This is a genomic window from Streptomyces nidicola (assembly GCF_050106155.1).
Classification (GTDB): domain Bacteria; phylum Actinomycetota; class Actinomycetes; order Streptomycetales; family Streptomycetaceae; genus Streptomyces.
Genome location: NZ_JBNBPI010000001.1, coordinates 4376490 through 4403292 on the forward strand (window position 1 = coordinate 4376490; position 26803 = coordinate 4403292).

24 protein-coding genes and 2 pseudogenes are annotated in these 26803 nt (G+C 71.8%); 15 read left to right on the plus strand and 11 right to left on the minus strand.

The window, feature by feature from the left end; translation table 11 throughout:
- Nucleotides 1–185 precede the first annotated feature (185 nt).
- A pseudogene (locus ACOKM3_RS19900) lies at nucleotides 186–329 on the minus strand (ABC transporter permease); the annotation flags it as partial.
- On the opposite strand from ACOKM3_RS19900, the pseudogene ACOKM3_RS19905 reads away from it, so the two are divergent.
- Together ACOKM3_RS19905 and ACOKM3_RS19910 are read left to right on the plus strand one after the other, a co-directional pair.
- Nucleotides 290–868 (plus strand): annotated as a pseudogene (locus ACOKM3_RS19905) (TetR/AcrR family transcriptional regulator); the annotation flags it as partial. The pseudogenes ACOKM3_RS19900 and ACOKM3_RS19905 overlap by 40 nt on opposite strands.
- Before the next feature lie 45 nt (nucleotides 869–913).
- Nucleotides 914–1324, plus strand: a complete 411-nt coding sequence (locus tag ACOKM3_RS19910; protein WP_426902242.1) for a PPOX class F420-dependent oxidoreductase — start codon at nucleotides 914–916, stop codon at nucleotides 1322–1324.
- Nucleotide 1325: 1 nt separating this feature from the next.
- On the opposite strand, the gene ACOKM3_RS19915 is transcribed toward ACOKM3_RS19910, so the two are convergent.
- Entirely contained in the window at nucleotides 1326–2324 is a 999-nt protein-coding gene (locus tag ACOKM3_RS19915; protein WP_426902244.1) for a WD40 repeat domain-containing protein, read from the minus strand.
- Nucleotides 2325–2392: 68 nt separating this feature from the next.
- Between ACOKM3_RS19915 and ACOKM3_RS19920 the strand changes: the two genes are divergently transcribed.
- The 3 genes from ACOKM3_RS19920 to ACOKM3_RS19930 all read left to right on the plus strand — a co-directional run bounded on the left by ACOKM3_RS19920 (nucleotide 2393) and on the right by ACOKM3_RS19930 (nucleotide 4812).
- On the plus strand, nucleotides 2393–3061 hold the full coding sequence (locus ACOKM3_RS19920) for an SGNH/GDSL hydrolase family protein (RefSeq protein ID WP_426906844.1): 669 nt from the start codon (nucleotides 2393–2395) through the stop codon (nucleotides 3059–3061).
- 115 nt (nucleotides 3062–3176) lie between these two features.
- On the plus strand, nucleotides 3177–3761 hold the full coding sequence (locus tag ACOKM3_RS19925) for a Uma2 family endonuclease (protein WP_426902246.1): 585 nt from the start codon (nucleotides 3177–3179) through the stop codon (nucleotides 3759–3761).
- Between the two features lie 61 nt (nucleotides 3762–3822).
- Nucleotides 3823–4812, plus strand: coding sequence for an aldo/keto reductase (locus ACOKM3_RS19930; RefSeq protein ID WP_426902248.1), 990 nt, complete (start codon nucleotides 3823–3825; stop codon nucleotides 4810–4812).
- Between the two features lie 134 nt (nucleotides 4813–4946).
- On the opposite strand, the gene thpR is transcribed toward ACOKM3_RS19930, so the two are convergent.
- From thpR to ACOKM3_RS19945, 3 genes are all read right to left on the minus strand, one after another.
- Nucleotides 4947–5507 (minus strand): RNA 2',3'-cyclic phosphodiesterase, encoded by a 561-nt coding sequence (gene thpR / locus ACOKM3_RS19935; protein ID WP_426902250.1) that lies wholly within the window; start codon nucleotides 5505–5507, stop codon nucleotides 4947–4949.
- Between the two features lie 37 nt (nucleotides 5508–5544).
- Nucleotides 5545–6885 carry an MFS transporter gene (locus ACOKM3_RS19940; protein ID WP_426902252.1) on the minus strand — a complete coding sequence of 447 codons (1341 nt, stop codon included), beginning with the start codon at nucleotides 6883–6885 and terminating at the stop codon, nucleotides 5545–5547.
- A 105-nt stretch (nucleotides 6886–6990) separates the two neighbouring features.
- Entirely contained in the window at nucleotides 6991–7428 is a 438-nt protein-coding gene (locus ACOKM3_RS19945; protein ID WP_426902254.1) for a MarR family winged helix-turn-helix transcriptional regulator, read from the minus strand.
- 176 nt (nucleotides 7429–7604) lie between these two features.
- On the opposite strand from ACOKM3_RS19945, the gene ACOKM3_RS19950 reads away from it, so the two are divergent.
- Nucleotides 7605–7793 (plus strand): ribbon-helix-helix protein, CopG family, encoded by a 189-nt coding sequence (locus ACOKM3_RS19950; protein ID WP_266712647.1) that lies wholly within the window; start codon nucleotides 7605–7607, stop codon nucleotides 7791–7793.
- A gap of 21 nt (nucleotides 7794–7814) precedes the next feature.
- On the opposite strand, the gene ACOKM3_RS19955 is transcribed toward ACOKM3_RS19950, so the two are convergent.
- Nucleotides 7815–9269 (minus strand): NCS2 family permease, encoded by a 1455-nt coding sequence (locus ACOKM3_RS19955; RefSeq protein WP_426902256.1) that lies wholly within the window; start codon nucleotides 9267–9269, stop codon nucleotides 7815–7817.
- Between the two features lie 240 nt (nucleotides 9270–9509).
- Here ACOKM3_RS19955 and ACOKM3_RS19960 point away from each other — a divergent pair, with 240 nt between their 5' ends.
- A complete protein-coding gene (locus tag ACOKM3_RS19960) occupies nucleotides 9510–9794 on the plus strand; it encodes a DUF2530 domain-containing protein (protein WP_426902258.1) in 285 nt (94 codons plus the stop codon).
- Between the two features lie 30 nt (nucleotides 9795–9824).
- Nucleotides 9825–12233: an HAD-IC family P-type ATPase gene (locus ACOKM3_RS19965; RefSeq protein ID WP_426902260.1), complete on the plus strand. Its 2409-nt coding sequence runs from the start codon at nucleotides 9825–9827 to the stop codon at nucleotides 12231–12233.
- 76 nt (nucleotides 12234–12309) lie between these two features.
- Here the strand turns inward: ACOKM3_RS19965 and ACOKM3_RS19970 are convergent, their stop codons facing one another.
- Both ACOKM3_RS19970 and ACOKM3_RS19975 read right to left on the minus strand, forming a co-directional pair.
- A complete protein-coding gene (locus ACOKM3_RS19970) occupies nucleotides 12310–15543 on the minus strand; it encodes a sacsin N-terminal ATP-binding-like domain-containing protein (RefSeq protein WP_426902262.1) in 3234 nt (1077 codons plus the stop codon).
- 148 nt (nucleotides 15544–15691) lie between these two features.
- Complete coding sequence (locus ACOKM3_RS19975; protein ID WP_426902264.1) at nucleotides 15692–16621, minus strand: DUF3027 domain-containing protein; 930 nt, start codon at nucleotides 16619–16621, stop codon at nucleotides 15692–15694.
- A 301-nt stretch (nucleotides 16622–16922) separates the two neighbouring features.
- Between ACOKM3_RS19975 and ACOKM3_RS19980 the strand changes: the two genes are divergently transcribed.
- The 4 genes from ACOKM3_RS19980 to ACOKM3_RS19995 all read left to right on the plus strand — a co-directional run bounded on the left by ACOKM3_RS19980 (nucleotide 16923) and on the right by ACOKM3_RS19995 (nucleotide 20443).
- The gene (locus ACOKM3_RS19980; protein WP_426902266.1) at nucleotides 16923–18329 is read left to right on the plus strand and encodes an MFS transporter; all 1407 of its coding nucleotides are present in this window, start codon (nucleotides 16923–16925) and stop codon (nucleotides 18327–18329) included.
- Between the two features lie 100 nt (nucleotides 18330–18429).
- Nucleotides 18430–18906, plus strand: a complete 477-nt coding sequence (locus tag ACOKM3_RS19985; RefSeq protein ID WP_426902268.1) for a DUF2771 domain-containing protein — start codon at nucleotides 18430–18432, stop codon at nucleotides 18904–18906.
- Nucleotides 18876–19574 (plus strand): futalosine hydrolase, encoded by a 699-nt coding sequence (locus ACOKM3_RS19990; RefSeq protein ID WP_426902270.1) that lies wholly within the window; start codon nucleotides 18876–18878, stop codon nucleotides 19572–19574. The genes ACOKM3_RS19985 and ACOKM3_RS19990 overlap by 31 nt, the downstream gene beginning before the upstream one ends.
- The gene (locus ACOKM3_RS19995) at nucleotides 19571–20443 is read left to right on the plus strand and encodes a 1,4-dihydroxy-6-naphthoate synthase (protein WP_426902272.1); all 873 of its coding nucleotides are present in this window, start codon (nucleotides 19571–19573) and stop codon (nucleotides 20441–20443) included. Before ACOKM3_RS19990 ends, ACOKM3_RS19995 begins: the two co-directional genes overlap by 4 nt.
- A 22-nt stretch (nucleotides 20444–20465) precedes the next feature.
- Here the strand turns inward: ACOKM3_RS19995 and ACOKM3_RS20000 are convergent, their stop codons facing one another.
- Nucleotides 20466–20849, minus strand: a complete 384-nt coding sequence (locus tag ACOKM3_RS20000; protein WP_385769608.1) for a cold-shock protein — start codon at nucleotides 20847–20849, stop codon at nucleotides 20466–20468.
- A 207-nt stretch (nucleotides 20850–21056) separates the two neighbouring features.
- On the opposite strand from ACOKM3_RS20000, the gene ACOKM3_RS20005 reads away from it, so the two are divergent.
- Nucleotides 21057–21317 carry a hypothetical protein gene (locus ACOKM3_RS20005; RefSeq protein ID WP_351343289.1) on the plus strand — a complete coding sequence of 87 codons (261 nt, stop codon included), beginning with the start codon at nucleotides 21057–21059 and terminating at the stop codon, nucleotides 21315–21317.
- A gap of 13 nt (nucleotides 21318–21330) precedes the next feature.
- Here ACOKM3_RS20005 and ACOKM3_RS20010 read toward each other — a convergent pair whose 3' ends face one another.
- Nucleotides 21331–21966 (minus strand): HAD family hydrolase, encoded by a 636-nt coding sequence (locus ACOKM3_RS20010; protein WP_426902274.1) that lies wholly within the window; start codon nucleotides 21964–21966, stop codon nucleotides 21331–21333.
- Nucleotides 21967–22062: 96 nt separating this feature from the next.
- On the opposite strand from ACOKM3_RS20010, the gene ACOKM3_RS20015 reads away from it, so the two are divergent.
- Nucleotides 22063–23022 carry an ABC transporter substrate-binding protein gene (locus ACOKM3_RS20015; RefSeq protein WP_426902276.1) on the plus strand — a complete coding sequence of 320 codons (960 nt, stop codon included), beginning with the start codon at nucleotides 22063–22065 and terminating at the stop codon, nucleotides 23020–23022.
- Nucleotides 23023–23037: 15 nt separating this feature from the next.
- On the opposite strand, the gene ACOKM3_RS20020 is transcribed toward ACOKM3_RS20015, so the two are convergent.
- The gene (locus ACOKM3_RS20020; protein ID WP_426902278.1) at nucleotides 23038–24087 is read right to left on the minus strand and encodes a hypothetical protein; all 1050 of its coding nucleotides are present in this window, start codon (nucleotides 24085–24087) and stop codon (nucleotides 23038–23040) included.
- A gap of 208 nt (nucleotides 24088–24295) precedes the next feature.
- On the opposite strand from ACOKM3_RS20020, the gene ACOKM3_RS20025 reads away from it, so the two are divergent.
- Entirely contained in the window at nucleotides 24296–26749 is a 2454-nt protein-coding gene (locus ACOKM3_RS20025) for a helicase-associated domain-containing protein (RefSeq protein ID WP_426902280.1), read from the plus strand.
- Nucleotides 26750–26803 lie beyond the last annotated feature (54 nt).

Below are 26803 nucleotides of genomic sequence, written 5' to 3' on the forward strand. Positions count from 1 at the left end.
GGCCCCCGCGCCTCAATCGGCGGCGGGGCTTGAAATACCAAGCCCCGCCGCCGATTTGCGCCATCCGCTCCCGGCGACCGATCAAGCAATTCACTCCCGGTGCCGGTTGAGCAATTTAAGCCCCGCTCTGGGACGAGACTCGCGGGGTCCGGGGCAGAGCCCCGTGGCCGCAACCCCGGTGCCGGTCAACGGCTCAAGCGATGGAAGCGCCGCACGGCAAGCGGCAGGAACGTCGCCGTGAGCGCCACCGGCCACACCACAGCCATCAGCACCGCGTGCTGCTCCACCCAGGAACCCCCCGCCCCGACCGGCGTGCCGAAAAGCGCTCGACCGGATCGTCGAGGCCGCCGTCGAGGTCGCGGACGCCGAGGGGATCGGCGCCGTATCGATGCGCCGGCTCGCCACCGACCTGGGCACCGGCACCATGTCGCTTTACCGGTACGTGCCGGGCAAGGCCGAGTTGCTCGACCTGATGCTGGACCAGGTGCAGACCCCGCACGAGGACGCGGCCGCGCTCGGCGACGGGAGCTGGCGGGAGGCCGTCGCCACGATGGCCCGCATCAAGCCCATGGGCCTCACCGATCCGGAGCTGCTGTCCGTCCTGGTCATGGTCGACGGATACGTGTCAGGGGTCGCGCGCACCCGCATCTACGAGCAGGAGGCGGAGACGACGTCGGGCATGACGGACGCCGCGTTCTGGGAGGCGCAGAGCCCCACCCTGGAGGCCGCGATGAACAGTGGCCGCTACCCGGTGATGGCGTCCCTGTCCGAGGACACGTTCGCCCCCGGTTTCGACCACTTCGAGTTCGGACTCCAGCGGATCCTGGACGGGCTCGACGTCCTCGTCGCGGCACGCGGCAAGCCGTGACCGGCGACGGGTGACAGAACACCGCAGCGGTGCATTCATGGACGTATGACGACTGACAAGCCCGATCCGAGCCCCGCGCTCGCCCCGTTCGTCAAGCAGTACGCCGTCCTGCTCACCAGCCACAAGAGGGACGGCACCGGTGTCGGCACTCCCGTGAATCTCGCGGTCGAGGGCGACCACGCGTACTTCCGGACCTACGGCAAGGCCTGGAAGGTCAAGCGGATGCGCAACAACCCGGAGGTGGAGCTCGCGCCGTCCACGGTGCGCGGCGCGCCCACGGGACCGCCCGTCAAGGGACGGGTCCGCCTCCTCGACCGCGGCAGCGAGGAGGCCCGGCACGCGGCCTCGCTCATCCGCCACAAGCACCCGATCCTGCAAGGCGTCACGGTGCCGCTCAGCCACAAGGTGCGGCGGGACCGGACGCTGCACTACGAAGTGCGCCTACTAGGCGAGTAGTTCAGCGGTTCTTGGGGCGGCGGAACAGCCTTCCGATCCCGAACAGCAGGATGATGACGACGACGGCACCGACCGCGCCGGCCTTGCCGGTGATGGCGCTGCCCCCGTCATCGCTGCCCGAACCGCCCTGGTCGGAGGACGAGTTCGAGCCGTCTCCCGAGTCGCCCGCCCCTTCGACCTCCACGGGCTCCACCTTGCTGCCCTGCCCCTCGCTCCCGTACAGCAGGGTCTTTCCGTCCGGCGTGTACGTCACCGACTCGCCCTGCGGCTGCATCGGCACGCTCAACCGGCCCTGCCGCTCGGGCTTCCCGTCGTTCCACTTGTAGGAGATGCCGCCGAAGTAGCCGCGTACGGCGAGCTGTTCGCCGTCGGGCGAGAACGCGCCGTCCGTCGCCCACAGGTCGATGTCGGCGACGCGGCTGAAGGTGTTGGTGGCGGAGGGGTTCAGCGTGGCCGGGCCCTCGTAGAGGCCGCCGCCGTCCTCGCCCTTCTCCACGATGTAGACGCGCCCGGTCTTCGGATGCACCATCATCGCCTCGGCGTTACGCGGGCCGTCGGCGTATTTCACGTCGTACTGGGTGGCCCGCACCGTCTGGTCGGTGAGCTTCTTCGGCTCGGGCAGCTTGTAGATCCACACGTGGTCCCACTTGCCGCCGAGGTTGTCGCCGATGTCGCCCACGTAGATGTTCCCGTCGGGGCCGATCGAGATCGCCTCGACGTCGCGCGGGGAGCCGACGCCGCTCATCGTGATCGTGGCGACGGTCTTCCCTGTCCGGCCGTCGATCGCGAACAGGAACGCGCCGTCGTCGCTGTCGTTGTGCGTCCAGTAGATGCCCGGGTGGGCGCGCGAGGCGGCAAGCCCGCTGGACTCGGTGATCCGCGGGTCCTGGATCGTGAACCCGTCGGAGCCGACGGAACGGGAGTCGGCGACCGCGGGACCGGAAGCCGCGCCGAGAAGGAGGACTGCGGCGACCCCGGCCGCCCCCAGATACGCACGCATGCCCCCAGCTTGCCAGGCGTGTTGGGGCTCACACGCACGCACCCGGCGTGATCGACGATGATGAGCGGATGCTCAGGTTCATGCCGGTCGGTGACTCGATGACCATTGGGAGCGCCGGGGAGCACACCTGGCGCCTGCGCTTCTGGCAGCATCTTCGCGCCCATTCGGTGCCGCACACGCTGGTCGGCCCCCGCACCGCCCTGTACGGCGACGGCCACGCGTACGCGGAGCCGAACTTCCCGCAGCACCATCTCGCCGGCTGGGGCGAGGGCTGGCAGCACATGGCGCCCGCGATCGCCCAGGCGGTGACCGACGCCGGCGCGGACGTCCTCCTCGTCTCCCTCGGCCTGATAGACCTCGGCTTCTACACCGACGCCGAGCAGACGGCGGCGAACCTGCGCCGCTTCGTCGCCGAGGCCCGCCGCGCGAACCCGGCCGTCCGCATGGTCCTGCTCCCCGTGATCCCGAACGTCCGGGCCGAGACGGACGCCCCCTTCGCCGCGGAGGTCGCCCACTTCAACACCCTGCTGGCGAAGGCGGTCGCGGACCTCGACGAACCCCGCTCCCCTCTGCTCCTGGCCTCCGTCCCCGAGTCGTACGACATCCACCACGACACGTACGACGGCACCCACCCGAACGCCTCCGGCGAACACAAACTGGCGGCGGCCTTCGCGGACGCGCTTCATCAGGCGTGGGGGATCGGCGGTCCTTACCGGCGGCTCCAAGAGGTCCGTTAGGGCGCACGTTCGAGCGTTTTCGCAGTTACGCGGCCTGCTGTGACCGGGTCACTCTGCGTATCGTTGTACCGCGCGGCTGCCCGCATCCGTCGAGTGGCCGGGGAGGAGCGCCGCGATGACCGCCGAGGCAATCGACAGGATCGACATCGACATGGCGACGGTGAACGAGCAGATCTTGGACGAGATGTTCGACCAGATGACCATCCCCGAGGGCTACAAGGCAGAGATCGTCGAGGGGATCGTCTACATGTCGCCGCAGCGGGACACACACTGGGAGATCATCCTGGACATCGTCGAGCAATTGCGCACGAAGTACCCGCGCAAGCGCGTGAAGTCCGACGTCCGTATCGACTACCCGGGCAATCTCAACGGCTTCGCCACCGACGTCACCCTGGTGTCCGAGACCGCCGAGAAGAACGCCAAGGGGCTGTGGCTCTGGCAGGACGTGGTGTCCGTCGCCGAAGTCATCTCCAAGGGCACCGCGCAGAACGACTACGGCCCCAAGAAGACCGCCTACGCCACCGCAGAAGTCCCCGTCTACCTGGTCGCCGACCCCTACCAGGGCAAGTGCCACCTCTACACCCAGCCCAAGGGCGGCGAGTACGTGTCCGAGCTGACCGTCGCCTTCGGCACCGACGTCGGCATGACCGACACCGCCGTCGGCCTCACCCTCGACACCACCGAATTCCCCCGCGACTGATCTACCCGAAGCCCCGAACCCGCTTGCCTAGAGCGCACTCCACGTCCTTGGCTTAGCACTCATGAAGTACACACAGCTCGGACGCACGGGACTCAAGGTCAGCCGACTCGTCCTCGGCACCATGAACTTCGGTCCGCAGACCGACGAGGCCGCCAGCCACGCCATCATGGACGCGGCGCAGGCGAGCGGCATCAACTACTTCGACACCGCCAACGTGTACGGCTGGGGCGAGAACAAGGGCCGTACCGAGGAGATCATCGGCACCTGGTTCGCCAAGGGCGGCGGGCGGCGCGACAAGACCGTGCTCGCCACCAAGGTGTTCGGGAACATGGGCGGCGACGGTCCGGTCTGGCCCAATCACGACCACCTCAGCGCGGTGAACATCCGGCGCGCCGTGGACGCCTCCCTGAAGCGGCTCCAGACCGACTACATCGACATCTACCAGTTCCACCACATCGACCGCCGCACTCCCTTCGAGGAGATCTGGCAGGCGATCGACGTGCTGATCCAGCAGGGCAAGATCCTGTACGCCGGGTCCTCCAACTTCCCCGGCTACAAGATCGCCCAGGCCAATGAGCTGGCGAAGGCGCACGGCCGCGTGGGCCTCGTCAGCGAGCAGTGCCTCTACAACCTCGCCGAGCGCCGCGCCGAGATGGAGGTCATCCCGGCCGCGCAGGACTACGGCCTGGGCGTCATCCCGTGGTCCCCGCTGCATGGCGGGCTGCTCGGCGGCGTGCTCAAGAAGGAGAGCGAGGGCAAGCGCAGGTCCCAGGGCCGCTCCGCCTCCGCGCTGGAGAACACGAAGGTGCGCGAGCAGGTCCAGCGGTACGAGGATCTGCTGGACAAGCACGGGATCGAGCCCGGTGAGGCGGCGCTGGCCTGGCTGCTCACCCGGCCCGGCATCACGGGCCCGATCGTCGGCCCGCGCACGCAGGAGCAGCTGGACTCGGCGCTGCGCGCGGTCGAGCTGGAGCTGAGCGAGGAGGTCGTGTCCGGCCTGGACGAGATCTTCCCGGGTCCGGGCCCGTCCCCCGAGGCCTTCGCCTGGTAATCGGCAACGCCGGTACGCGGCGGCCGTCGGTCGACTACTGGCCGACGGCCGCCGCGACAGCCACGACGACGAACATCAGCACGAGCACACCGGCCATGATCCGGTTACGGGTCTTCGGGTCCACGTCAACGAGACTAACGCGTGTCCCCGAACCGCCATCCGGCGACCTTCTCGTAGCGCGGCCGCTCCCCCGGCACCCCCGACCTCGGCAGCAGGCTGCGTACGAGCGTCAGCTCCGTCGCGGTCCAGGGCGTGCCCACGAAGCCGTCGAGGGCGGACACGTACGCGCCGAGGTCCCGGGTCTCGCGGCTGCGCGCCAGCGTGAGGTGCGGGCGGTAGCGCCGGTCCTCCATTTCGAGACCCGACCTACGGCCGGCCGCCTCCGCGCGCTCGGCGACCCTGCGCAGCGCCCCCACGTCGCCGCTCACGCCCGTCCACAGGGCGCGGCCACCGAAGTGCCCGCCGCCTCCGAGGGCCAGCGTGAACGGCTCCGTGCGGGGTGCCGCGCGGGCGAGGCGGCGGGACAGCTCGGGCAGGGTGTCCTCCGGTACGTCGCCGTAGAACGCGAGCGTGATGTGCCAGCCGCACCGCTCGGTCCAGCGGATGCCGTCCTCCGCGGGCGGCAACGTGCCGACGGCGTCGCCCAGTTCGGCGAGCGCGTCGGCCGGCGGCAGCACAGCGGTGAAGAGCCTCACCTTTCGAGCCCCATGCCCGTTGGCATACCGGAGAGGCTCACGCCGCCGCCGCCAGTTCACGCGGCACGAACTGCACATGGCGTTCGCCGCGGCGGAGGTCCACCTTCAAGCGGAGGTTCGCCGCGCGGGCAAGCATCAGGCCGACGCCGACCGCCGCCGCCGCGCAGATCACCCCGGCGAGCGCGAAGCTCACCCGCACCCCGTACTGGTCGGCGAGCCAGCCGAAGAGCGGGCCGCCCAGCGGCGTACCGCCGGTGAAGACCATCATGAACAGGGACATGACGCGGCCGCGCATCTCGGGGTCCGTGCCCATCTGGACCGTGGAGTTGGCGGTCACGTTCACCGTCAGGCCGAGGATGCCGAGCAGCACGATCAGCGGGGCGAACGCCCAGACGCCCGGCGCCCACGCCGCCGCGACCTCCAGGACACCGAAGCCGATCGCCGCGCCGACCAGGACCCGCAGCCGGGTCGAGCGGCGCCGGGCGGCGAGCAGCGCGCCGGCCAGCGAGCCGATCGCCATGAGCGTGTTGAACAGGCCGTACTGGCCGACCCCGCCGTGGAACACGTCGTCCGCGTACGCGCTCAGCCAGATCGGGAAGTTGAAGCCGAAGGTGCCGACGAACCCGACGAGCACGATCGGCCAGATCAGTTCGGGGTGCTGGGACACATAGCGCAGCCCCTCCTTCAGCTGGCCCTTGCCGCGCGGCGCCCGCTTGGTCTCGTGCAGCTCGTGCGTGCGCATGAGCATGAGGCCGGTGAGCGGGGCGAGGAAGGACAGGCCGTTGGCGAGGAACGCCCAGCCCGGGCCGACGGCGGCGGTCAGCGCGGAGGCGACGGCCGGGCCGATGAGGCGGGCGGACTGGAAGTTGGCGGAGTTCAGGGAGACCGCGTTGCGGACCTGGTCGGGGCCGACCATCTCGGACACGAACGACTGCCGGGTCGGGTTGTCGACGACCGTGACGAGACCCGTGAAGAAGGCCGCGAGGTAGACGTGCCACACCTCGACGTTGCCCGTGAGGGTGAGCGCCGCGAGGAAGAGGCCGGACAGGCTCATCGCGCCCTGTGTGCAGAACAGCAGGTTCCGCTTGGCGAACCGGTCGGCGATCACACCGCCGTACAGGCCGAAGAGCAGCATCGGGAGGAACTGCATGGCCGTCGTGACGCCGACGGCGGCGGAGGATCCCGTGAGGGAGAGCACCAGCCAGTCCTGGGTGATGCGGGCCATCCAGGTGCCGGTGTTGGAGACGACTGCCCCGGACGCGAACAGCCGGTAGTTGCGTACCTTCAGGCTGGCGAACATCGAGGGCTTACGTGGGCGGGCGTTCGGGTCGTGGGCGGCTGGTGCGGGGGCGGAGTCTGCTCCGGATCCCGTACTCAAAGTGGGTTCGCCTCCTCGGCGGTCGTCCTGCGTCGTCGTCGGCTCGGTCGTGCTGTCGTACTCGGTCGTCGTGCCAGGTCTCGTACTCGGTCGTGCCTGTCGTGCTCAGAGGTGTGCGAGCTTCTCCAGGACGGGTGCGGCCTCGCGCAGCTTGGCCCAGTCGTCCTCGTCGAGCCCCTCGGCGAGGTTCGCCAGCCAGGCGTTCCGCTTGCGGCGGCTCTCCGCGAGCATGGTCTCGGCCCGCTCGGTGGAGGTGACGACCTTCTGCCGGCGGTCCTCGGGGTGAGGCTCGAGCCGGACCAGTCCCTTGGCCTCGAGGAGCGCGACGATTCTGGTCATCGACGGCGGCTGCACATGCTCCTTGCGGGCCAGCTCACCCGGCGTCGCGGAGCCGCATCCGGCGAGCGTGCCGAGCACCGACATCTCGGTGGGACTCAGCGATTCGTCGACCCGCTGGTGCTTGAGTCGACGCGACAGGCGCATCACTGCGGAACGCAGGGAGTTCACGGCGGCTGCGTCGTCGCCATGGGAGAGGTCTGGCATGTTCGTTAGCGTAACTCATTACTGTGTCTAACGACTACCAGGGGGGCGCGACGGGTCAGTGATCCCGACCACGCGCGCGCCCGCGCCGGGGCTGCAGAAAAGTTTCATCACCCATATGAGTGAGCCGGACGCGGAAAGTGACGCAACAGGTCAGGGGTGCCCGCAACCCTGTCCGTATGGGATCGACAGTGCTCAGTCTGCGGATCGACGGTGAGCTGCTCGACCGGCTCAAGGTGCATGCCGCGAAAAGAGGAATGAGCGTCCAGGACTATGTGGTCCGGACGCTCATTCGGGACGACTTCGACGAACGCTTCAAGACTGCCGTCGAGGAGACGGAGCGGTTCTACGGAGACGTGACTACGTAGATCGAACTACGTAGGGGCGCACTACGTAAGGCCGAGTGCCGGCATCAGGTAGTAGAAGACGAACACGGCGGAGACGGCGTACATCGCGGCCGGCACCTCCTTGGCGCGGCCCGCGACCACGCGCAGCACGGTGAAGCTGATGAAGCCCATGCCGATGCCGTTCGTGATCGAGTACGTGAACGGCATCATCAGCATCGTGATGAACGCGGGGATGGCGATCGTCCAGTCGTCCCAGTCGATCTCACGGATGCCACCGGCCAGGATCAGGAAGCCGACCGCGACGAGCGCGGGGGTGGCCGCCTGGGACGGGACCATCGTGACGACCGGCGTGAGGAACAGCGCGACCGCGAACAGCAGGCCGGTGACCACGTTGGCGAGGCCCGTACGGGCGCCCTCGCCGACGCCGGCCGTGGACTCCACGAAGCAGGTGGTGGCCGAGGACGAAGAGGCGCCACCGGCGGCGACGGCGACACCGTCGATGAACAGGACCTTGTTCATGCCGGGCATCTGGCCCTGCTCGTCGGTCAGGTGCGCCTCCTCGCTGACGCCCATGATCGTGCCCATCGCGTCGAAGAAGCACGAGAGCAGCACGGTGAAGACGAAGAGGATGCCGGTCATGATGCCGACCTTCTCGAAGCCGCCGAACAGGCTGACCTTGCCGATGAGCGAGAAGTCCGGGCTGGAGACCGGGTTGCCGGGCCACTCGGGCACGGTCAGGCCCCACGAGGCGGGGTCGATGTCCGCGACGGCGTTGATGATCAGCGCGACGACCGTCATCACGACGATCGAGATCAGGATCGCGCCGGACACCTTGCGCAGGATCAGCGCCAGGGTCAGCAGCACACCGAGCACGAACACCAGGACCGGCCAGCCGAGCAGGTGACCGCCGGTGCCGAGCGTGAGCGGCACCGTGGTCTGCGCGGCGTCCGGCATGCGCGTCACGAAGCCGGAGTCGACGAGGCCGACCAGCAGGATGAACAGGCCGATGCCGATCGCGATGCCCTTGCGCAGGCCGTACGGCACGGCGTTCATGACCCGCTCGCGCAGCCCGGTGGCGACGAGCAGCATCACGACGAAGCCCGCGAGGACGACCATGCCCATCGCGTCCGGCCAGGACATGCGGGGCGCGAGCTGCAGGGCGACGACCGTGTTCACACCGAGGCCCGCCGCGAGCGCGATCGGCACGTTGCCGATGACGCCCATGAGCAGCGTGGTGAACGCGGCGGTCAGCGCGGTCGCCGTGACCAGCTGGCCGTTGTCCAGCTGGTGCCCGTACATGTCCTTCGCGCCGCCGAGGATGATCGGGTTCAGCACGATGATGTAGGCCATCGCGAAGAACGTGGCGAGGCCGCCACGGATCTCACGCGGGACGGTCGAGCCGCGCTCCGTGATCTTGAAGTAGCGGTCGAAGCCGTTCTTCGGGGCCGGCGGCGGCGAGTCGTTGACATCGACCGGGGTGGTGGCCGAAGTGGACATGGATGACCTCAGCGGTATTCAGCAGTGAAATGCGGGCGGGGTGCGTGATCGAGTCTGGTGGTCGTGTGGTCACCTGCGGGTTACCCCGACGTTTCCGCTGGTGTTTCATACGAACATAAGTGGCCAGTCTCAGGCTGTTTCAGTATGAACATATGAGGCCGAATTTGCTATCTCCGCGCGTAGACCCTTGCGGTGAGGGGCTTGTACCGGGTTGTCGGTGGGTCCTCGTAAGCTGTGCACATGGCGAAGTGGATCCCGAAGCATGAGGCACCCGAACCCCTCGAGGGGCCCGTGGTCGCCACCATCACGGGTGGCACGATCCTCTGGTTCGTCCTCTTCCTCGTACAGCTGCCGTTCTACGGGTGGTTCGAGGACCGCGGGATCACGTGGTGGGTGTGGTGCTGCCTGGCCGGCGCGGGTCTCGGCCTGATCGGGATCTGGTACGTCCGGGGGCGCGATGCCGCGCTCAAGCGGGCCGCCGCCGCGGCGGTCACGGACCGTGAGGCTTCCACACCCGAGGGGTAGACCCCCGAAATCGCCCGTACCGTCGTTTTCATGACGGATATCGACGCGGGAGCCGAACTCGATCCGGGCCACCCGGCGCCGACGCCGTCACGGGCCTCCGGTCTCACCCGGGCCGAGGTCGCCGAGCGCGTCGCACGCGGTGAGGTGAACGACGTACCCGTGCGCAGCTCGCGGTCCGTGACGGAGATCGTGCGCGCCAACGTCTTCACCCGGTTCAACGCGATCATCGGCGTGCTCTGGGTGATCATGCTCTGCGTCGCGCCGATCCAGGACAGCCTCTTCGGCTTCGTGATCCTGGCCAACACCGGCATCGGGATCATCCAGGAGTGGCGGGCGAAGCAGACCCTGGACTCGCTCGCCGTGATCGGCGAGGCGCGGCCGACGGTGCGGCGCGAGGGGGTCGCCGTCGCCGTCCCCACCTCCGAGATCGTGCTCGGGGACCTCATCGAGATCGGGCCCGGCGACAAGATCGTCGTGGACGGGAGCTGCGCGGAGGCCGACGGACTGGAGATCGACGAGTCGCTCCTGACCGGTGAGGCCGACCCGGTCCTCAAGCAGCCCGGCGACGAGGTCATGTCGGGCTCCTTCGTGGTCGCGGGCGGCGGCGCGTTCACCGCGACGAAGGTCGGGCGCGAGGCGTACGCGGCGCAGCTGGCCGAGGAGGCGAGCCGGTTCACGCTCGTCCACTCCGAGCTGCGCAGCGGCATCTCCACGATCCTCAAGTACGTCCAGTGGATGATGATCCCGACCGCGCTCGGCCTGATCATCAGCCAGCTCGTGGTCAAGGACAACGACCTCAAGGACTCGATCGCGCGCACCGTCGGCGGCATCGTGCCGATGGTCCCGGAGGGCCTGGTTCTGCTGACTTCGGTGGCGTTCGCGATCGGGGTGATCCGCCTCGGCCGCCAGCAGTGCCTGGTGCAGGAGCTGCCCGCGATCGAGGGCCTGGCCCGCGTCGACACGGTCTGCCTCGACAAGACGGGCACGCTCACCGAGGGCGGCATGGACGTCACCGAGCTGCGGCTGCTCGGCGACCGGGCCGGGGACGAGGCGTACGAGGCGTACGTGCGGAAGGTGCTCGGCGCGCTCGGCGAGTCCGATCCGCGGCCCAACGCCTCCCTCCAGGCGATCATCGACGCCTACCCGGACAGCGAGGAGTGGCGCTGCACCGAGGCGCTGCCGTTTTCCTCCGCGCGCAAGTACAGCGGCGCCGCCTTCAGCGAGGGCAACGGGACGGGCAACGCGTGGCTGCTCGGGGCGCCGGACGTGCTGCTGCCGGAGGGTGACCCGGCGCTCGCGGCGACCGAGGAGCTCAACCTCCAGGGGCTGCGGGTGCTGCTGCTCGCCCGTGCGCCGGAGGGGCTGGAGGGCGCGGGCGTCGTGGCGAGCGCCGAACCGACCGCCCTCGTCGTCCTCGAACAGCGGCTGCGCCCGGACGCCGGGGACACGTTGCGCTACTTCGCCGAGCAGGACGTGCGGGCCAAGGTCATCTCCGGTGACAACGCGGTGTCGGTGGGGGCGGTCGCCGCGAAGCTGGGTCTCGAGGGGCGGGCCGTCGACGCGCGGACGCTGCCCGAGGATCCGGCGGAGCTGGCCGACGCGCTCGACGACGGCACGGTGTTCGGGCGGGTGACGCCGCAGCAGAAGCGGGACATGGTGGGCGCGCTCCAGGCGCACGAGCACACGGTCGCGATGACGGGCGACGGCGTGAACGACGTGCTGGCCCTGAAGGACGCCGACATCGGGGTGTCCATGGGCTCGGGCTCCGAGGCCACCCGGGCCGTCGCCCAGATCGTCCTCCTGAACAACTCGTTCGCGACGCTGCCCTCGGTGGTCGCGGAGGGCCGCCGGGTCATCGGCAACATCACGCGCGTCGCGACGCTCTTCCTGGTCAAGACGGTCTACTCGGTGATCCTCGCGCTGCTCGTGGTCTGCTTCCAGGTGGAATACCCGTTCCTGCCAAGGCACTTGACGCTCCTGTCCACCCTGACGATCGGCGTCCCCGCGTTCTTCCTCGCCCTCGCGCCGAACAAGGAGCGGGCCAGGCCGAACTTCGTGCGGCGGGTGATGCGGTACGCGATTCCCGGCGGGGGCGTCGCCGGGATCGCCACGTTCGCGATGTACCTGATCGCCCGGCACCACTACGCGGGTTCGGGCGCGCTCGCGGCGGAGACCAGCTCGGCGACGCTGACGCTCTTCCTGATCTCGATGTGGGTGCTCGCGATCATCGCCCGTCCGTACACGTGGTGGCGGGTGGGCCTTGTCGCGGCGATGGCGTTCGGCTTCCTGCTGGTGCTGGTGGTGCCGTGGCTCCAGGAGTTCTTCGCGCTGAAGTTGGTGGGCGCAGCCATGCCGTGGACTGCCGTCGGGGTGGCGGGGGTGGCGGCGGGCGTGTTGGAGTTCTTGTGGCGGTGGGTGGGGCGCAGGTTTCCGGCATAAGTGTGTTGCGGCCGCGGGGCTCTGCCCCGGACCCCGCGGGCTCTCGTCCAAGAGCGGGGCTTGATAGGCCGCGCAACTAGTCGAACCACCGGTCGCGCGCCAGCTCCACCGTGCGGGACGGGTCCTCCAGGAGGGCCGCTACCTCGAAACGGCGGGGCCACTGGCCCGCCGCCCAGGCGAGGCCTGCCGCGACGCCCTCCAGGGTCGCCGCGTGCACCACGCCGTCGGCCGCCCGGCACCAGTCGACCTCGACGTCGGAGACGTACAGCTCCTCGTGCTCGACGTACGAGGCGGGGGTGCCGGGTCCGAGGAGGACGCGCACGGGTTCGGGCACGTCGTGCACATCGCCGCCCTCGACCTCCCCGGCCCCCACCGCCTCGCTCAGGCGCCGCACCTGGAACAGCTCCGCGAGGTGCGCGGCCTTCGACGGGGTGACCGGGAGGAGCGCGCGGCCCTCGGTGAGCGGGATCAGGTCGGGCGCGTCGGCGACGAGGGCGTCACGGGCGTCGACGATCACGACCTCCCCGTCCCGCACGGCCCGCAACTCGTCGGGAAGCGTGACCTGTTCGGGGTCGAGGTCGGCCAACTTGCCGTAGATGGCGTGGAGTTGCGCGGAGCCGACCGGGCGGTCGGGGTCGGCGAGGCGGTCGAGGAGCTCCGCCGCGCCGCCGGGCTCTTCGAGCAGCGCGGCGACGGAGGTGCGGACGCCGAGCGCGCGCAGCACCTGCTCGTCGTCGAACCCGGCCGCGTCGGCGGGCTCGTACAGGCCGACGAGCAGCGGGTCCCCGCCCTCCGCGCGCAGGCCTGCCGGTCGGCGCCCGCCGAGGACCGGGTTGCCGCGCAGCCACCAGGCCGTGTACGGACGCACCAGCTCGTGCGTGCCGTCGGGCAGCAGCACGCGGACCGGCTGGGTGAGGGCGTCCCGCAGCGGCGGCCGCGAGAGCAGCGCGAGCGCCTGCGGCCAGCGGTCCTCGTCGACCAGGTCCAGATCGCGTACGGCGGTCACCTCGTTGGCGACCGGCGGGACCGGGGTGTCGGGCAGCCGGTCGAGGACGTCCTCGCACCACACGTCGACGGCGTCGAGGAGCCCGGCGTCGTCCGGCTCGGGGAAGTCGCCCTCGCGCGGGTCGAGTTCGTCGGGGTCGAGGACGACGTCGGTGGCGCGGACGAGCGCGAAGGTCGCGAGGACGCCGCAGGCCGCGAGCGGCCCCTGCCCCCAGCGCTCGGCCAACTCCCCGTCCACGAAGGGCAGTTCGTCCTCGCGCAGCACCTCGGCGATCGGGCTGCCGGGGAGCAGGAGTTCGGCGGCAGGGGCGAGTTCACCCTCGTCGTCGGTGAGGGCGAGGGCGCCGAGCCACGGTTCGTCCCCCACGTCGAGGTGCGCGTCGCGTACGAGAGTGAGGACGACGTCGGCCAACTCGTCGGCGTCCAGGGTGGTTTCGTCGTCCCAGGCGGACGCGTCGTCGTCGAGGGACGCGGCGACCGCGGCACGCACCTGCGGGGTCCGCAGGACGGCTCGCGGGGTGGCGGGCAGGGCGCCCAGCTTCTCCAGGAGCGGGTGGGCGGCGTCGGCGTGCGCGACCTTGAGGCCGAGCCGGGCGAGCGCCTCACCGGGGACCGTGGAGGCCTCCGCGGTGGGGAGCAGCACCTGGCGCGGGCCGATGGTGGTGCGGCCGCCGGCGAGCGGCACGGGCAGCCCGCTGAGCCGGTCCGGGTCGACGCCGGCGAGGGACTCGTACAGCCGCCGCCACCAGCCGGGCTCCTTCTCGAGCCCCGCCATCCGGTCGATCGCCTCGGTCAGCGGGACGCGTGCGACGCCCAACGTCCGCAGTTCCACGCGCCGTTCGAGGCCCGCGGGCAGCAGGCTGGGCAGCACGTCGGCGAGGACCCGCACTGTTTCGGCGCCCGCGCCCTCGACGACCTCGGCGGCGCGGGGCTTGAGGGAGATCGGCCGGTCGTCCTCGGGGTCCCCCGGTTCGATCGCCGGGGGCAGGAAGGCGGTGCGCGGCAGCCGCTCCAGGACGGCGGCGCGCAGGGCCCCGTCCAGCTCGCTCCGGCCGAGCGGGCCGGGCACGAGGTCGAGGATGCCGGTGCCCACGGGGCTCCAGCCGCCGAGCAGTTCCGCGTACGCGTCGGCGGCGCGTTCGGTGAGGAAGTCGGTGAGCGGGCCGGGGGCGACGTGCCGCCGTGCCGTGTCCAGCGGGAACGAGGCGATGAGCAGGGCGGGCACGCCGAGGGCCTCGTCGCTGGGGGTGGGCGCGTACAGCACGGGTTCGCTGCGCGGCCTCTGCGGCGCCCCGTCGGCGTCGACCGGCACGGCCCAGGTCACGGCCCAGTGCGGCCGCAACCGCTCCTCCACGGGCCGGTCGGCGAGAAGGGCGGCGTCGAGGGGGCCGGTGCGGGTGACGGTGCGGTATCGGTTTTCAAGCCCCTGCGGCGATTGAGCAGGCCTTTCAAGCCCCGCCGGCGGGTGGGCCAATTTAAGCCCCTGCGGCGATTGAGCAGCGGGGTCCGGGGCGGAGCCCCGAGGCGTCACGCCCGTGTCCGTGATCACGACATAGGGCGCGTCCTCCGAACGACGCAAGGTCCGCACACCCGACTCCGTCGTGATCACGACCTCCGTCAACCCCGGCAGCGCAAGGAGGAGCGTGTCGTCCACACCCTCCAGCAACCGCGCGGCCAGCGCCTCCGCCGCGCCGTCCCGCAACGGAAGGATGACCACCGTGTCGTACGGCTCAGGGGCGGAGCCCTCCGCCGCGAACGGCAGCCTCAGCAGCGGCACGTGCCCGTCCCGGCGCCGCAGCTCGTCGCCGAGGTCCGGGCTGCGCAGCGCCGTGTCCGACGCGGCGAGTCGCGCGTCCGTCAGGGACCAGCGCACACCCCCGCTCCGGCCGACCACCGCGGGCTCGTCGGAGACGGCGAGCACGGCCGCGAAGCCGACGCCGAACCGGCCCACCGCGCCGCTCGTGTCCTCCCGCTTCGCGGAGGCCCGCAGCGTGGACAGCGACTCGACGCCCGCCGCGTCCAGGGGCGCGCCGGTGTTGGCGGCGGCGAGCACGCCGTCCTTCAAGGTGAGTGCGAGGCGGCCCTCGACGCCGGCCCGTGCGGCGGCGTCCGCGGCGTTCTGCGCGAGTTCGACGACGAGGCGGTCGCGGTAGCCGCCGAGCGCGAGGTCCTCCTCGGCGTTGGCGTCCTCGCGGAAGCGGGCGGCGCTGCCGGACCACGCCTGGAGCACGGTGTGGCGCAGGCGCGCGGTGTCGAAGGGGTCGACGCCCTCCGGTGCGGGGCGCGCGATTCTGCTGACGCTCACGGGTGACTCCTCTGGGCGGCGTGGTCGTGATCGGCCGAACCGTATCGCGCAGGGTTCCCCGTGTTGCCGTACGCATGCCGCCGCACCGGGGTCGACGTCACGGGGCTCCGCCCCGGACCCCGCTGCTCAAACGCCGCAGGGGCTTGAGCTACGAGTGCCCCAGGTCGTCGTCCCCATCGCCGGAGGCGACCGCTCCGACCGAGCCCGCGTCCGGTTCCACGCGGAGCGGGAACGTGTCGACCACCGTCTCGTCGATCACCGGAGGTGCCGGCCGCGGGGCCTTCGGCATGACGGCCGCCTCGGAGTGGCCACCGCAGCCGTACGACAGGGAGACCACCCGGCCGTCCGCCGGGGAGAACTCGTTGGCGCAGACGCCGAAGGCCTGGCCGAGCGAGCCGCCGATCTTCGCCAGGAAGCCGCAGGAGACACAGGTCGCGGGGGCCGCCTGCGCCATGGGGGTCTTCGCCCCGAAGGAGTCCTCCCAGCGGTCGGCCGCGATGTGCAGCCCGTACCGGGAGAGCACCCGCGCGCGGCGCAGGCCCAGCTCCTCGGCGACCGCGGCGATCGAGCCACGGGTGGGCGCGACCGGCAGCGCGCCGACCGGGCCCTCGGTGACCTCTACGTCCTCCGCCTCGACGAGCTCCGCCATGTCGTCCGAGACCGGAGAGTTCGGCGGCGGCGTGTCCTCCCCGGTGTAACCGGGCTCCAGGCGCAGATCGTCGGACTCGGTCGGCAGCAGATCGCCGGGGCCGAGGTCGCCGGGGCGCAGCCGCTCGCTCCACGGCACCCACTCGGGGGCCAGGAGGGCGTCGGGGCCCGGCAGCAGCACGACCTCGTCGAGGGTGACGTACTTGGCTCGGGAGGCGCGGGCCACGGTGGCGGCCCAGCGCCAGCCCCGGTAGCCGAATTCCTTGCACTCGAAGAGGTGCGTGACGACGCGGTCGCCCTCGACCACCGTCTCGACGTGCTCGCCGACCACACCGGGTGCTGCGGCCTCCTCGGCCGCGGCCCGGGCGATGTCCACCGCCTCCGCGCACAGACGGTCAGGGGTGCGGCTTCGCGTTGTCGCTGCGCTCACAGGTATCGCTTCTCTCCTACGCCGTCTCACGAGTGCGCCGTCCTGTGTGCGGGAGCGCGGACGGAGCGGACCGGAGGGCCGCGTCGACGTCCGCACCCGACGTACCGGGCGCGCCTACGCCATCCATTCTGCGGGATGGCCGAGAGGCGCGCGGCCGAGAACAACCGCCGCGGGCGCGCTACGCACGCTACCTCCTCCGGCGCCCTGGGCCCACACCGACGTACGAGGCGCACCTGGCCGGAAAGCCGACCAGCGTGTCCATAACGGCACTAGAAGGCCGAACAAGGGGCACCATTGCTGGGTGGCTGCCGGTAGGTCGTCGTTCAAGTCGTCGTCGGGTTCGTCGTCGCGCGCGTCGGACGCGCCCCGCCCCCTTCGCAAAATCGGCCGCGCCCTGCACCTCCCTTTCACCGGCACCGCACGCGGCATCCGCAAGGCGACGCACGCGCACGGCGCGGGCGAGTCGGGGCTCGGAAAGCTCATCGAGCTGCACGCGCTGAACGGCGCGGGCGACGTCATGATCACGGTCGCCCTCGCCTCGACGGTGTTCTTCTCCGTGCCGACGGACGAGGCGCGCGGCCGGGTCGCCCTGTACCTCGCGATCACGATGGCGCCGTTCACGCTCCTCGCGCCCGTCATCGGGCCGCTGCTCGACCGGCTGCCGCACGGCCGGCGCGCCGCGATGGCCGCGTCGATGCTGGCGCGGGCGCTGCTCGCGCTGGTCCTGGCGAGCGCCGTGACCGGGGGCGGGCTCCAGCTGTATCCGGCGGCGCTCGGCGTCCTCGTCGCGTCGAAGGCGTACGGGGTGGTGCGCTCGGCGGTCGTGCCGCGCCTCCTGCCACCCCGCTTCTCCCTGGTGAAGGCGAACTCGCGGGTCACGCTCGGCGGGCTGCTCGCCACGGGCGCGGCGGCGCCGGTCGGGGCGGGGCTCCAGGCACTCGGCCCGCGCTGGCCGCTGTACGGGGCCTTCGTGCTGTACGTGTGCGGGATCTTCCTGTCGTACTCGATGCCGCACAAGGTGGACTCGGCGCGCGGCGAGAGCAAGGCGCTGCTCGCGGCGGACGAGGAGCATCTGCACGGGCCCGCGCGGACCAGGGCGCGCAAGCCGGGCCTGCGGACGGTCGGCCCGGCCGTCACCCACGCCCTCGCCGCGAACGCCACGCTGCGCTGTCTGTCCGGCTTCCTGATCTTCTTCCTCGCGTTCCTGCTGCGCCAGCATCCGCTGCCCGGGCAGAGCGCGGCCGTCTCGCTCGGGATCGTGGGCGTGTCGGCGGGGGCGGGGAACGCGCTGGGTACGGCGGTCGGGGCATGGCTGAAGGCGCGGGCCCCGGAGGTCATCATCGTGACGGTGCTTGTGGTGGTGCTCGGCGTGGCCGTCCTGTCGGCCGTCTTCTTCAGCGCGCTCATGACGGCGTGTCTGGGCGCCGTCGCCGGGTTCGCGCAGGCGCTGGCCAAGCTGTCCCTCGACGCGACGATCCAGCGGGACGTCCCGGAGGCGGTGCGCAACTCGGCGTTCGCCCGCTCGGAGACCTTGTTGCAGATGGCGTGGGTGGTGGGCGGCGCGATCGGGATCGCGCTGCCGCTGAACGGGGTGCTCGGGCTGAGTGTCGCGGCGGCGATCGTGGCGGCGGGCTGGCTGTCCACGGTGCGCGGGCTGCTGTCGTCGGCACGCCACGCGGGGCCCACGAGCCGGGCACGCGTGGCGTAGACCGGGGCACGTGTGGCGTAGAGCGGGCCTTCAGTGCGCAAACGCGACACCCGCTCCCCCACTCGGAGCGGGAGCGGCGGCGCCAGATAGCCTTCCGCCTATGACCTCCCAGCGTTTTGTTGCGCGCCACCGCCGCGCCGTTGCCGCCGTCGGTGCCGTCGGCGCCGGGCTCCTCGTCCTCTCCGCCTGCGACAAGCCGACGCCGCTCGCCACCGTCACGGTGGACCGCAACTCGGTGAACTCCGAGGCCAGCTGCTACAACGACGGCGACCCGCTGAAGCCGACCGCGCTGCAGGGCTGCCTGAAGGACAAGGACGCCAAGTCCATCAAGGTGGACCCGGACGCCACGGTCCGCTTCGGCGTCGACCCGGAGATCGCCGACAAGGGCTGGACGCTCCTGATGAACGGCCAGCCGCTCACGGACTCCAGCAAGAAGACCTACCGCACCGTTCCGGGCAGCGTCTTCTTCAACCAGCAGTACGGCGCCTCCGGTTCCGCGACCACCGTCACGATCCTGTCGGGCGGCAACTCCAAGGCGTACGGCCTGTGGTCGTTCAAGCTCGAGAAGGACAGCTGACGAATACCGCAACCTCGGCGCGTGTCTTGATCGCCACCGCCGTCCCGGCCGAACGGGACGCGGTGGCGGGCGCGCTGCACGATCACCCCACGCTTGACGTCGTAGCGGTCGGCGTCGGGCCCGCCGCCGCGGCCGCGGGCACCGCGACCGCGCTCACGAAGGCCGAACTGGCGGGCAGCCCGTACTCGCTGGTCGTCTCGGCCGGCATCGGCGGCGGCTTCACGGCCGCCCCCGGCGCGGTCCTGGTCGCGGACGCGATCACCGTCGCCGATCTGGGCGCCGAGACCGCCGAGGGCTTCGTACCCGTCACCGAACTCGGTTTCGGCACCGTCACCCACACGCCCCCTGAGTCCCTCGTACGGGACCTCGCGTCGGCCGCCTCCGCCACGGTCGGCACCGTGCTCACCGTCTCCACGGTGACCGGCACCGCCGATCGCGCCGCGCTGCTCGCGCAGCGCCACCCCGGCGCCGTGGCCGAGGCGATGGAGGGCTTCGGGGTCGCCGAGGCCGCCGCCGCGCACGGCGTGCCGGTGGCCGAGATACGCGCCGTCTCCAACGCCGTAGGGCCCCGCGACCGCGACGCCTGGCGCATCGGTGACGCGCTCGCCGCGCTGGCCTCCGCCTTCGGGAAGACCGCGCCCGTCCTTACGAGTTGGAAGAACACATGACCGACACCGCAGCGGGGGCCGAGCCCACCCGCATCGCCTTCTCGCCCTGCCCGAACGACACGTTCGTCTTTGACGCCTGGGCCCACGGCCGCGTCCCCGGCGCCCCCGCCCTCGACGTGACCTTCGCCGACATCGACATCACCAACGGCGTCGCGGAGCGCCGCGAGGACACGTACGACCTCCTCAAGGTGTCGTACGCGGTCCTGCCGTACGTCCTCGACGACTACGCGCTGCTGCCGTGCGGCGGCGCGCTCGGGCGCGGTTGCGGCCCGCTGGTCCTCACCCGTGAGCCGGGCGTGGACCTGTCCGACAAGCGCGTCGCGGTGCCGAGCGAGACCTCGACCGCGTACCTGCTGTTCCGGCTGTGGGCGGCCGACACGGTCCCCGGCGGCAAGGTCGGCGAGATCGTCGTCATGCCGTTCCACGAGATCATGCCCGCCGTGCGCGACGGCAAGATCGACGCCGGGCTCGTCATCCACGAGGCCCGCTTCACGTACCAGAACTACGGCCTGCACAAGCTCGCCGACATGGGCGAGCACTGGGAGGCCACGACGGGCCTGCCGATCCCGCTCGGCGCGATCATCGCGCGCCGCTCGCTGGGCGCCGAGAAGCTGCGCGCCTACGCGGACGCCGTGCGCACGTCGGTGCGGATGGCCTGGGACGAGCCCGAGGCCAGCCGCCCGTACGTCATGGCGCACGCGCAGGAGATGGACCCGTCCGTCGCCGACCAGCACATCGGCCTGTACGTCAACGAGTTCACGGCCGACCTCGGCGAGGACGGCTACGCGGCGATCCGCGGTCTGCTGACCCGGGCCGCCGCGGAAGGCCTGGTCCCGGCACTCGCGCCGGACGCGCTGTCCTTCCCGTAGCGATAGCGGTAGCGGTAGCGGGTCAGACGTCCAGCTGGTCCGCCACCGCCCGCAGCAGGCCGGCGATCTTCTTGCCCGCCGTCTTCTCCGGGTACCGGCCGCGCTCCAGCATCGGCGTGATGTTCTCGAGCAGCGTCGTCAAGTCCTGGACGATCGACGCCAGTTCGTCCGGCTTGCGGCGCTGCGCCGCCGCGATCGAGGGTGTCGGGTCCAGGATGGTGACCGAGAGCGCCTGGTCGCCGCGCTGTCCTGCGACCACCCCGAACTCGACGCGCTGGCCGGGCTTGAGGGCGTCCACGCCTGCGGGAAGTACGGAGGAATGCACGAAGACGTCGCCGCCGTCGTCGCGGGAGAGGAAGCCGAAGCCCTTCTCGCTGTTGAACCACTTGACCTTGCCGGTAGGCACGTGAAGTCCTCGTCCTCGTACTAGAAGAAAACGCTGGGATAAAGCGGCTGGATAGCAGGACAGCGGGCCGTGGTCCGACCCGCCGTCACCAAGACTATTGCTCCCGGGGCCGGTGACAAGATGTCGCCCGGGGGTTCGCTCGCTGGTCCGTGCTGGTCTGTGCCTGGCCCCTGTTTGTCTCTCTGCGCTGGGAACTACCCTGGCTGGGTGCGCGACAAAACCCAAGCCAATTCCGCGGTGGCCGAGACCGGCCCCGGCGACGGCCTCGTGAAAGCCGGCGGCATCGTCTTCATCGTGGGGGCGATCGCCACCCTCGTCACGATGGCGCCGCTGTTCCTCCACACCGACCCGTTCCCGCCCATTTCCTATGCGGTGTGCATGCTGATGGGCGTCGGGTTCATCGTCGCCGCGGCCGGGGTGCTCCGCGGCGTCGCGGCGCAGCGCCGTCAGGCACGCTCGGCGACGTAGTCACCTCGGCTGCCTAGCCCTTGGTGTAACCCTCCAGCCAGGCGGGGAACTCGGTCAGGTCCTTCAGCACCACGTCGGCGCCCGCCGCCCGCAGTTCGGCGGCGTCGCACGGTCCTGTCGTCACGCCCACGGACAGGGCGTCCGCGGTGCGTGCCCCGCGTACGTCGCCGACATGGTCGCCGACGTAGACGCTCGCGCCGTGCTCGCGCAGCGCGTGGCCCTTGCCCTCGGCCCACAGGTCGCCGATGACGGCGTCGGCGTCGATGCCGAGGTGCGCCAGGTGCAGTTTGGCGTTCGGCTCGTACTTCGCGGTGACGACGATCGCCCGGCCGCCCGCCGCGTGCACGGCGGCTATGGTCTCGCGCACGCCCGCCATCGGCAGCGTCGGCTCGATCGCGTATGTGGGATACATCTCACGGTAGCGGTCGGCCATCGCCGGGATCCGCTCCGGCGGGCACCAGTGCGCCAACTCGTCGGTCAGCGGCGGGCCCAGGCGCGACACGATCAGGTCCGCGTCGATCCGCATCCCGGTCTCCTCGGCCAGCGCGACCCAGGTGGCGCGGATGCCGGGCCGGGAGTCGATCAGCGTCATGTCGAGATCGAAGCCGACGGTGGGTCCTGTGGGCGTGGGGTCTGTGTGAGGAGCCATGGGGATCATTCTGCCTGCACGGTGTCGGCCGCCCCGAAGCCGATCTCCACGCGGACGGCTTCCCCGCGGGCGGTCCCAGGGGCACCATGGGCGCCCATGAACCACACCCGCCTCGCCCTCGGCGCCGCCCTCGCCCTCGCGCTCACCCTGTCCGCCTGCAGCTCGGACGACGACGGGGGCGCCGCCAAGCCCGCCGCCAAGGCCTCCGGCAGCCACACGGTCGGCACCGCGATGGGCGACGTCAAGGTCAAGAACGTCCCCGAGCGCGTGGTCGTCCTCAACACCGCCGGGCTCGACTCGGCGATCACGCTCGGCGTGCGGCCCGTGGGAGCCACCCGGGCCGGCACCGATCAGGCCCTCCCCGCGTACCTGCCCGCGGCGAAGACCAAGGGCATCGCCGAGGTCGGCGAGCGCGACAGCCCCGACCTCAAGAAGATCGCCGGACTGAAACCCGACCTGATCATCGGCGACAAGGCCCACGACGCCGGGCGCTACAAGCAGCTCGGCGCCATCGCCCCCACCGTCCTCACCGGCGCCGCCGACGACGCGTGGAAGCGGAACTTCCTCGTGCACGCCGACGCGCTCGGCGAGAAGGCGCGGGCCCGGCAGGTGGTGGCCGAGTACAAGTCCCACGTCGCCGCCGTCACCAAGGCCGTGGGCGGGGCGGGCGCGGCGGCGCGGACCGAGGTCAACGTCGTCCGGTTCGTCGCGGGCTCCGACATCCGCATCTACGGCAGGCGGACCCCCACCGGCACGATCCTGTCCGACGTGGGCCTCGGCCGCCCCGCGATCACGAACCAGGTCAGGGGTCTCTCGTACGACGTGGGGCCCGAGCAGATCGGCAAGGCGGACGCGGACGCCATCTTCACGTCCACGTACGGCAATCCGGGCCTGGCCAAGGTCGCGGAGGCGACCACGAGCGGCCAATGGCGCGGCATCAGGGCGGTGCGGGACAGCCGGGTCTACAACGTCGACGACGGGCTGTGGGCCGAGGGCGTCGGCTACACGGCGGCCGGCCAGATCCTCTCGGAGCTGGAGTCGGATCTGGCGCGGTGAGTCTTCCTGGCCGGGCTAGAGCCGGGGCGCGCGTGCCCGCCACACCAGGTAGAGCGCCGTGGCGAACGCCGCGCACCGCAGCACCCACGGCCACGTCTCGTCGAGCGCGCCGCTCAGTCTGCCGCCGGGGAGCGGATCGCCCCACCGCCCGTCGCCACGCCCCCACAACCAGACGATGCCGGTGACCACGGCGAGCCCCGGCAGGCCGAACACCGCCCACTTCTTCTGCCCGACGGTCAGCTGCCGGGACAGGTAGACGACGGCCCAGCCGATCAGCAGCACGAGGATGTTGCCGAGTACGGCGCCGACGACCAGGGCGAGGGCGGCGAGCAGCAGGAAGGGCTGGTTGAAGGAGCGGCCGAAGGAGGCGCGGGGGACGCGGGCGGCCGTGCGGCGGGGGCGGAACCGGAGGCGGGACCTGACGGTTCCGGACTCCTCGCCGTCGTCGTCCTCTTCGTCTTCTTCGTCGTCCTCGTACGCGTACTCGTCCTCGGCCCGGGCCGGTTCGGGGATCGGGCGTTTACGGAGGTCGGGGCCGCGGCCCGCGCCGGGCGGCTTGAGTATGTCCGGTATCTCTATGCCGCCGACGAATCCCGGCACGTCGTCGACCTCGGTGCCCGGTATGCCGCCCCCGGCGCGCCACCAGTCGGCGGCCTCCAGCGTGCCCAGCTCGTCGGTGCCGGCGAGGTGCACGGGCGTCGGTCCTTCGTCCGCGTCCACGGGCGGCTCGTCCGGCACGGCCTTGCGGCGGACGCGGGCCTTCGGCACGATCCGGCCGAGCGTGCCCCTGCCCTGCTCGGGCTCGTCGCCCGCGGGGCCGAAGTCGTAGGTGCCGTCGCCGTCCTTCGCGCCGGCGACGATCTGGTCCGGCGTGCCGATGCGGTGGATCAGTTTGCGGACGGCGGCCGGGCTGTCCGCGCCGCCGGCCGCGCGGCGGCGGTCGATCTCGGTGCGGAGGTCCGCGACGAGGCGCATGCGGGTCGACGACGGCAGTTGCCGCGACTGGGCCAGGTCTCCGACCTTGCTCAGGTAGTCGAAGACGATCTGATCACTCTCGATCCCCACGAAGTCCCCTCCGGGGTGGTGCTGTTGACGTGTCGACGGTATCGCGAATGGTCACGGTCGTCCGTCCCCCGGTCACGGGGCTCTGCCCCGGACCCCGCGCCTCAAGCGCCGGCGGGGCTATAAATACCGGCCCCCGCCCGGGCTCGACCCATCAAGCCCCGAGGGCGTAACGACGGTGCCGCGGTCCCGGGCCGCTAACGTGGGTGGGATGAGCGACGAGCAGACGACCGCGGCAGCACCCCGCTCCCTCGCGGAAGCGCTCCGCGCGCGCGACGACGGGTCCCTCGCGGCGCTCCTGCGCGCCCGCCCCGATCTGCTCGGCCCCGTGCCGAACGACATGACGCAGCTCGCCACCCGCGCCGGCACCCGCGCCTCGGTGATCCGCGCCCTGGAGCGCCTGGACCGGTACACGCAGCAGGTGGCGCAGGCCCTCGCCGTGGCACCGGATCCGACGACGTACGCGACGCTGGAGAGCCTGCTCCCGGGCGAGGACTCGGGCGCCGCGCTGCCCCGCGCCGTCGCCACCCTCCGCGATCAGGCTCTCGCCTGGGGCGACGACGAGCAGCTGCGCCTCGTCCGCACCGCCCGCGAGCTGCTCGCGCCCACCCCCCAGCACCCGTCCCCGACCGGCCTCGGCCCGACCGTCGCCGAGGTCACGTCCGGGATGTCGCCGGGGCGTGTGCAGGAGATCGTCGCGGCGGCCGGGTTGCCGTCCACGCACGACCCCGTGTCGGCCATCGCCGCGCTCACCGCCCTCTTCACCGACCCGACCCGTATGTCAGCGCTGCTCGACGACGCGCCGGCCGAGTCCATCGACGTACTGAACCGGCTGGTGTGGGGCCCGCCGTACGGCCAGGTCACGGCCCAACCGGCGGCGCACCTACGGTGGTTGCTCGACCGCGGACTGCTCGTGCCGACGAACCCCGGCACCGTGGTGCTGCCCCGCGAGGCGGCGCTGCATCTGCGCGGCGGCCGCGCCCACCGGAGCCTCGAACCGCTCGCGCCTCCCGTACGGGAGAAGGCGACGCACCGTCCACAGGTTGTGGACGCGGCCGCGGCGGCCGAGGCGTACACGGCGGTGTCGACCGTCGAGGAGCTGCTGAAGGACTGGGACGAGGGCGGACCCGCCGTGCTCCGGGCCGGCGGGCTGAGCGTCCGCGACCTCAAGCGCACCGCCGTCGCCCTCGACAGCACCGAGCAGACCGCCGCCTTCTGGGTCGAACTCGCCTACGCCGCAGGCCTGTTGGCCTCCGACGGCGAGGCCGACGAGCGCTACGCCGCGACGCCCGCGTACGACGAGTGGGTGCTGCTGCCGCCCGCCGAGCGCTGGGAGCGGCTCGTGGCGGCGTGGCTGCCCGCGACCCGCACGGCGGGCCTGGTCGGCGGCCGGGACGGCAAGGACAGAACGCTGTCCGCGCTCGGCCCGCACCTGGACCGTTCGGCGGCTCCCGAGGTACGGGGCCGGGTCCTCGCCCTGCTGCTCACCGAGCTGCCGGAAGGTGCCTCCCCCGAGCCCGACTCCGTGATCGAACGCCTCACCTGGGAGCGGCCGTCCCCCGCCGCCCTCGACCTGCGCACCCGCCTCGCCCAGTGGACGCTGGCCGAGGCCGAGCTGCTCGGCGTCACCGGCCGCGGCGCGCTCTCCGCGCACGGCAGGGCGCTGCTCCGGAGCGCGGACGACGAGCACGCCGCCCCGCACCCCCTCACCCCCGCCGAAGCGGCCCTCACCGCGGCCCGCGCCGCGAAGCTCCTCGCGCCGCTGCTGCCCGAGCCGCTCGACCACGTCCTCCTCCAGGCCGACCTCACGGCGGTCGCGCCGGGCCCCCTGGAGCGCCCGCTCGCGGACGCCCTCTCCGTGATCGCGGACGTCGAGTCGAAGGGCGGAGCCACCGTCTACCGCTTCACGCCGGGCTCGGTGCGCCGCGCGCTCGACTCCGGCCGCACGGCGTCCGACCTGCAGACCTTCCTCGCCCAGCACTCCCGTACGCCCGTCCCGCAGCCCCTCGCCTACCTCATCGACGACGTCGCCCGCCGCCACGGCCATCTGCGGATCGGCGCGGCCTCCGCGTACGTGCGCTGCGACGACGACGCCGTGCTCGGCGAGATCCTCGCGGACAGGCGGTCCGCGCCGCTGCGCCTGCGCCGCCTGGCGCCGACCGTCCTCGCGGCCCAGGCCGACCCCGGCACGCTCCTCGAAGGCCTGCGCTCCATGGGCTTCGCCCCGGCCGCCGAGACCCCCGAGGGCGACGTCCTGATCGCCCGCGCGCACGCCCACCGCACCCCGCCCCGCACCGCGCCCGACCCCGTCCCGGACGGCCCGCCGCTGCCCGACGACACCCTCATCGACGCGGCGCTGCGGGCGATCCGCGCGGGCGACGCCGCCTCCACCGCCCCGCGCAAGCAGGCCCCGGCCCACCCCGGCAACGGCGAGCTGCCGCGCACCGGATCCGCCGAGACCCTCGCCACGATGCAGGCCGCGGTCCTCACCGGCGAGGCCCTCTGGATCGGGTACGTCAACGCGGAGGGCGCCGCGAGCCAGCGCGTCATCGCCCCCGTCCGCGTCGAGGGCGGCTTCGTCACCGCCTACGACCACACGGCCGACGAGGTCCGCACGTATCCGCTGCACCGGGTGACGGGGGTGGCGGAGCTCTCCGAGCAGTGATGCCCCGCGCTTGCCGGGATGCGGCACACTGGACGTTTGGCCCGTGCGGAAGGG

Coding starts and splice junctions, on each gene's coding strand:
- ACOKM3_RS19960 (WP_426902258.1), top strand. CDS start 9,510: ATGGCGAAGTGGATCCCGAAGCATGAGGCACCCGAACCCCTCGAGGGG.
- ACOKM3_RS19920 (WP_426906844.1), top strand. CDS start 2,393: ATGCTCAGGTTCATGCCGGTCGGTGACTCGATGACCATTGGGAGCGCC.
- ACOKM3_RS20015 (WP_426902276.1), top strand. CDS start 22,063: ATGAACCACACCCGCCTCGCCCTCGGCGCCGCCCTCGCCCTCGCGCTC.
- ACOKM3_RS19910 (WP_426902242.1), top strand. CDS start 914: ATGACGACTGACAAGCCCGATCCGAGCCCCGCGCTCGCCCCGTTCGTC.
- ACOKM3_RS20010 (WP_426902274.1), bottom strand. CDS start 21,966: ATGGCTCCTCACACAGACCCCACGCCCACAGGACCCACCGTCGGCTTC.
- ACOKM3_RS19950 (WP_266712647.1), top strand. CDS start 7,605: ATGGGATCGACAGTGCTCAGTCTGCGGATCGACGGTGAGCTGCTCGAC.
- ACOKM3_RS19945 (WP_426902254.1), bottom strand. CDS start 7,428: ATGCCAGACCTCTCCCATGGCGACGACGCAGCCGCCGTGAACTCCCTG.
- ACOKM3_RS19995 (WP_426902272.1), top strand. CDS start 19,571: ATGACCGACACCGCAGCGGGGGCCGAGCCCACCCGCATCGCCTTCTCG.
- ACOKM3_RS19955 (WP_426902256.1), bottom strand. CDS start 9,269: ATGTCCACTTCGGCCACCACCCCGGTCGATGTCAACGACTCGCCGCCG.
- ACOKM3_RS19985 (WP_426902268.1), top strand. CDS start 18,430: ATGACCTCCCAGCGTTTTGTTGCGCGCCACCGCCGCGCCGTTGCCGCC.
- ACOKM3_RS19965 (WP_426902260.1), top strand. CDS start 9,825: ATGACGGATATCGACGCGGGAGCCGAACTCGATCCGGGCCACCCGGCG.
- ACOKM3_RS19915 (WP_426902244.1), bottom strand. CDS start 2,324: ATGCGTGCGTATCTGGGGGCGGCCGGGGTCGCCGCAGTCCTCCTTCTC.
- ACOKM3_RS19925 (WP_426902246.1), top strand. CDS start 3,177: ATGACCGCCGAGGCAATCGACAGGATCGACATCGACATGGCGACGGTG.
- ACOKM3_RS19930 (WP_426902248.1), top strand. CDS start 3,823: ATGAAGTACACACAGCTCGGACGCACGGGACTCAAGGTCAGCCGACTC.
- ACOKM3_RS20025 (WP_426902280.1), top strand. CDS start 24,296: ATGAGCGACGAGCAGACGACCGCGGCAGCACCCCGCTCCCTCGCGGAA.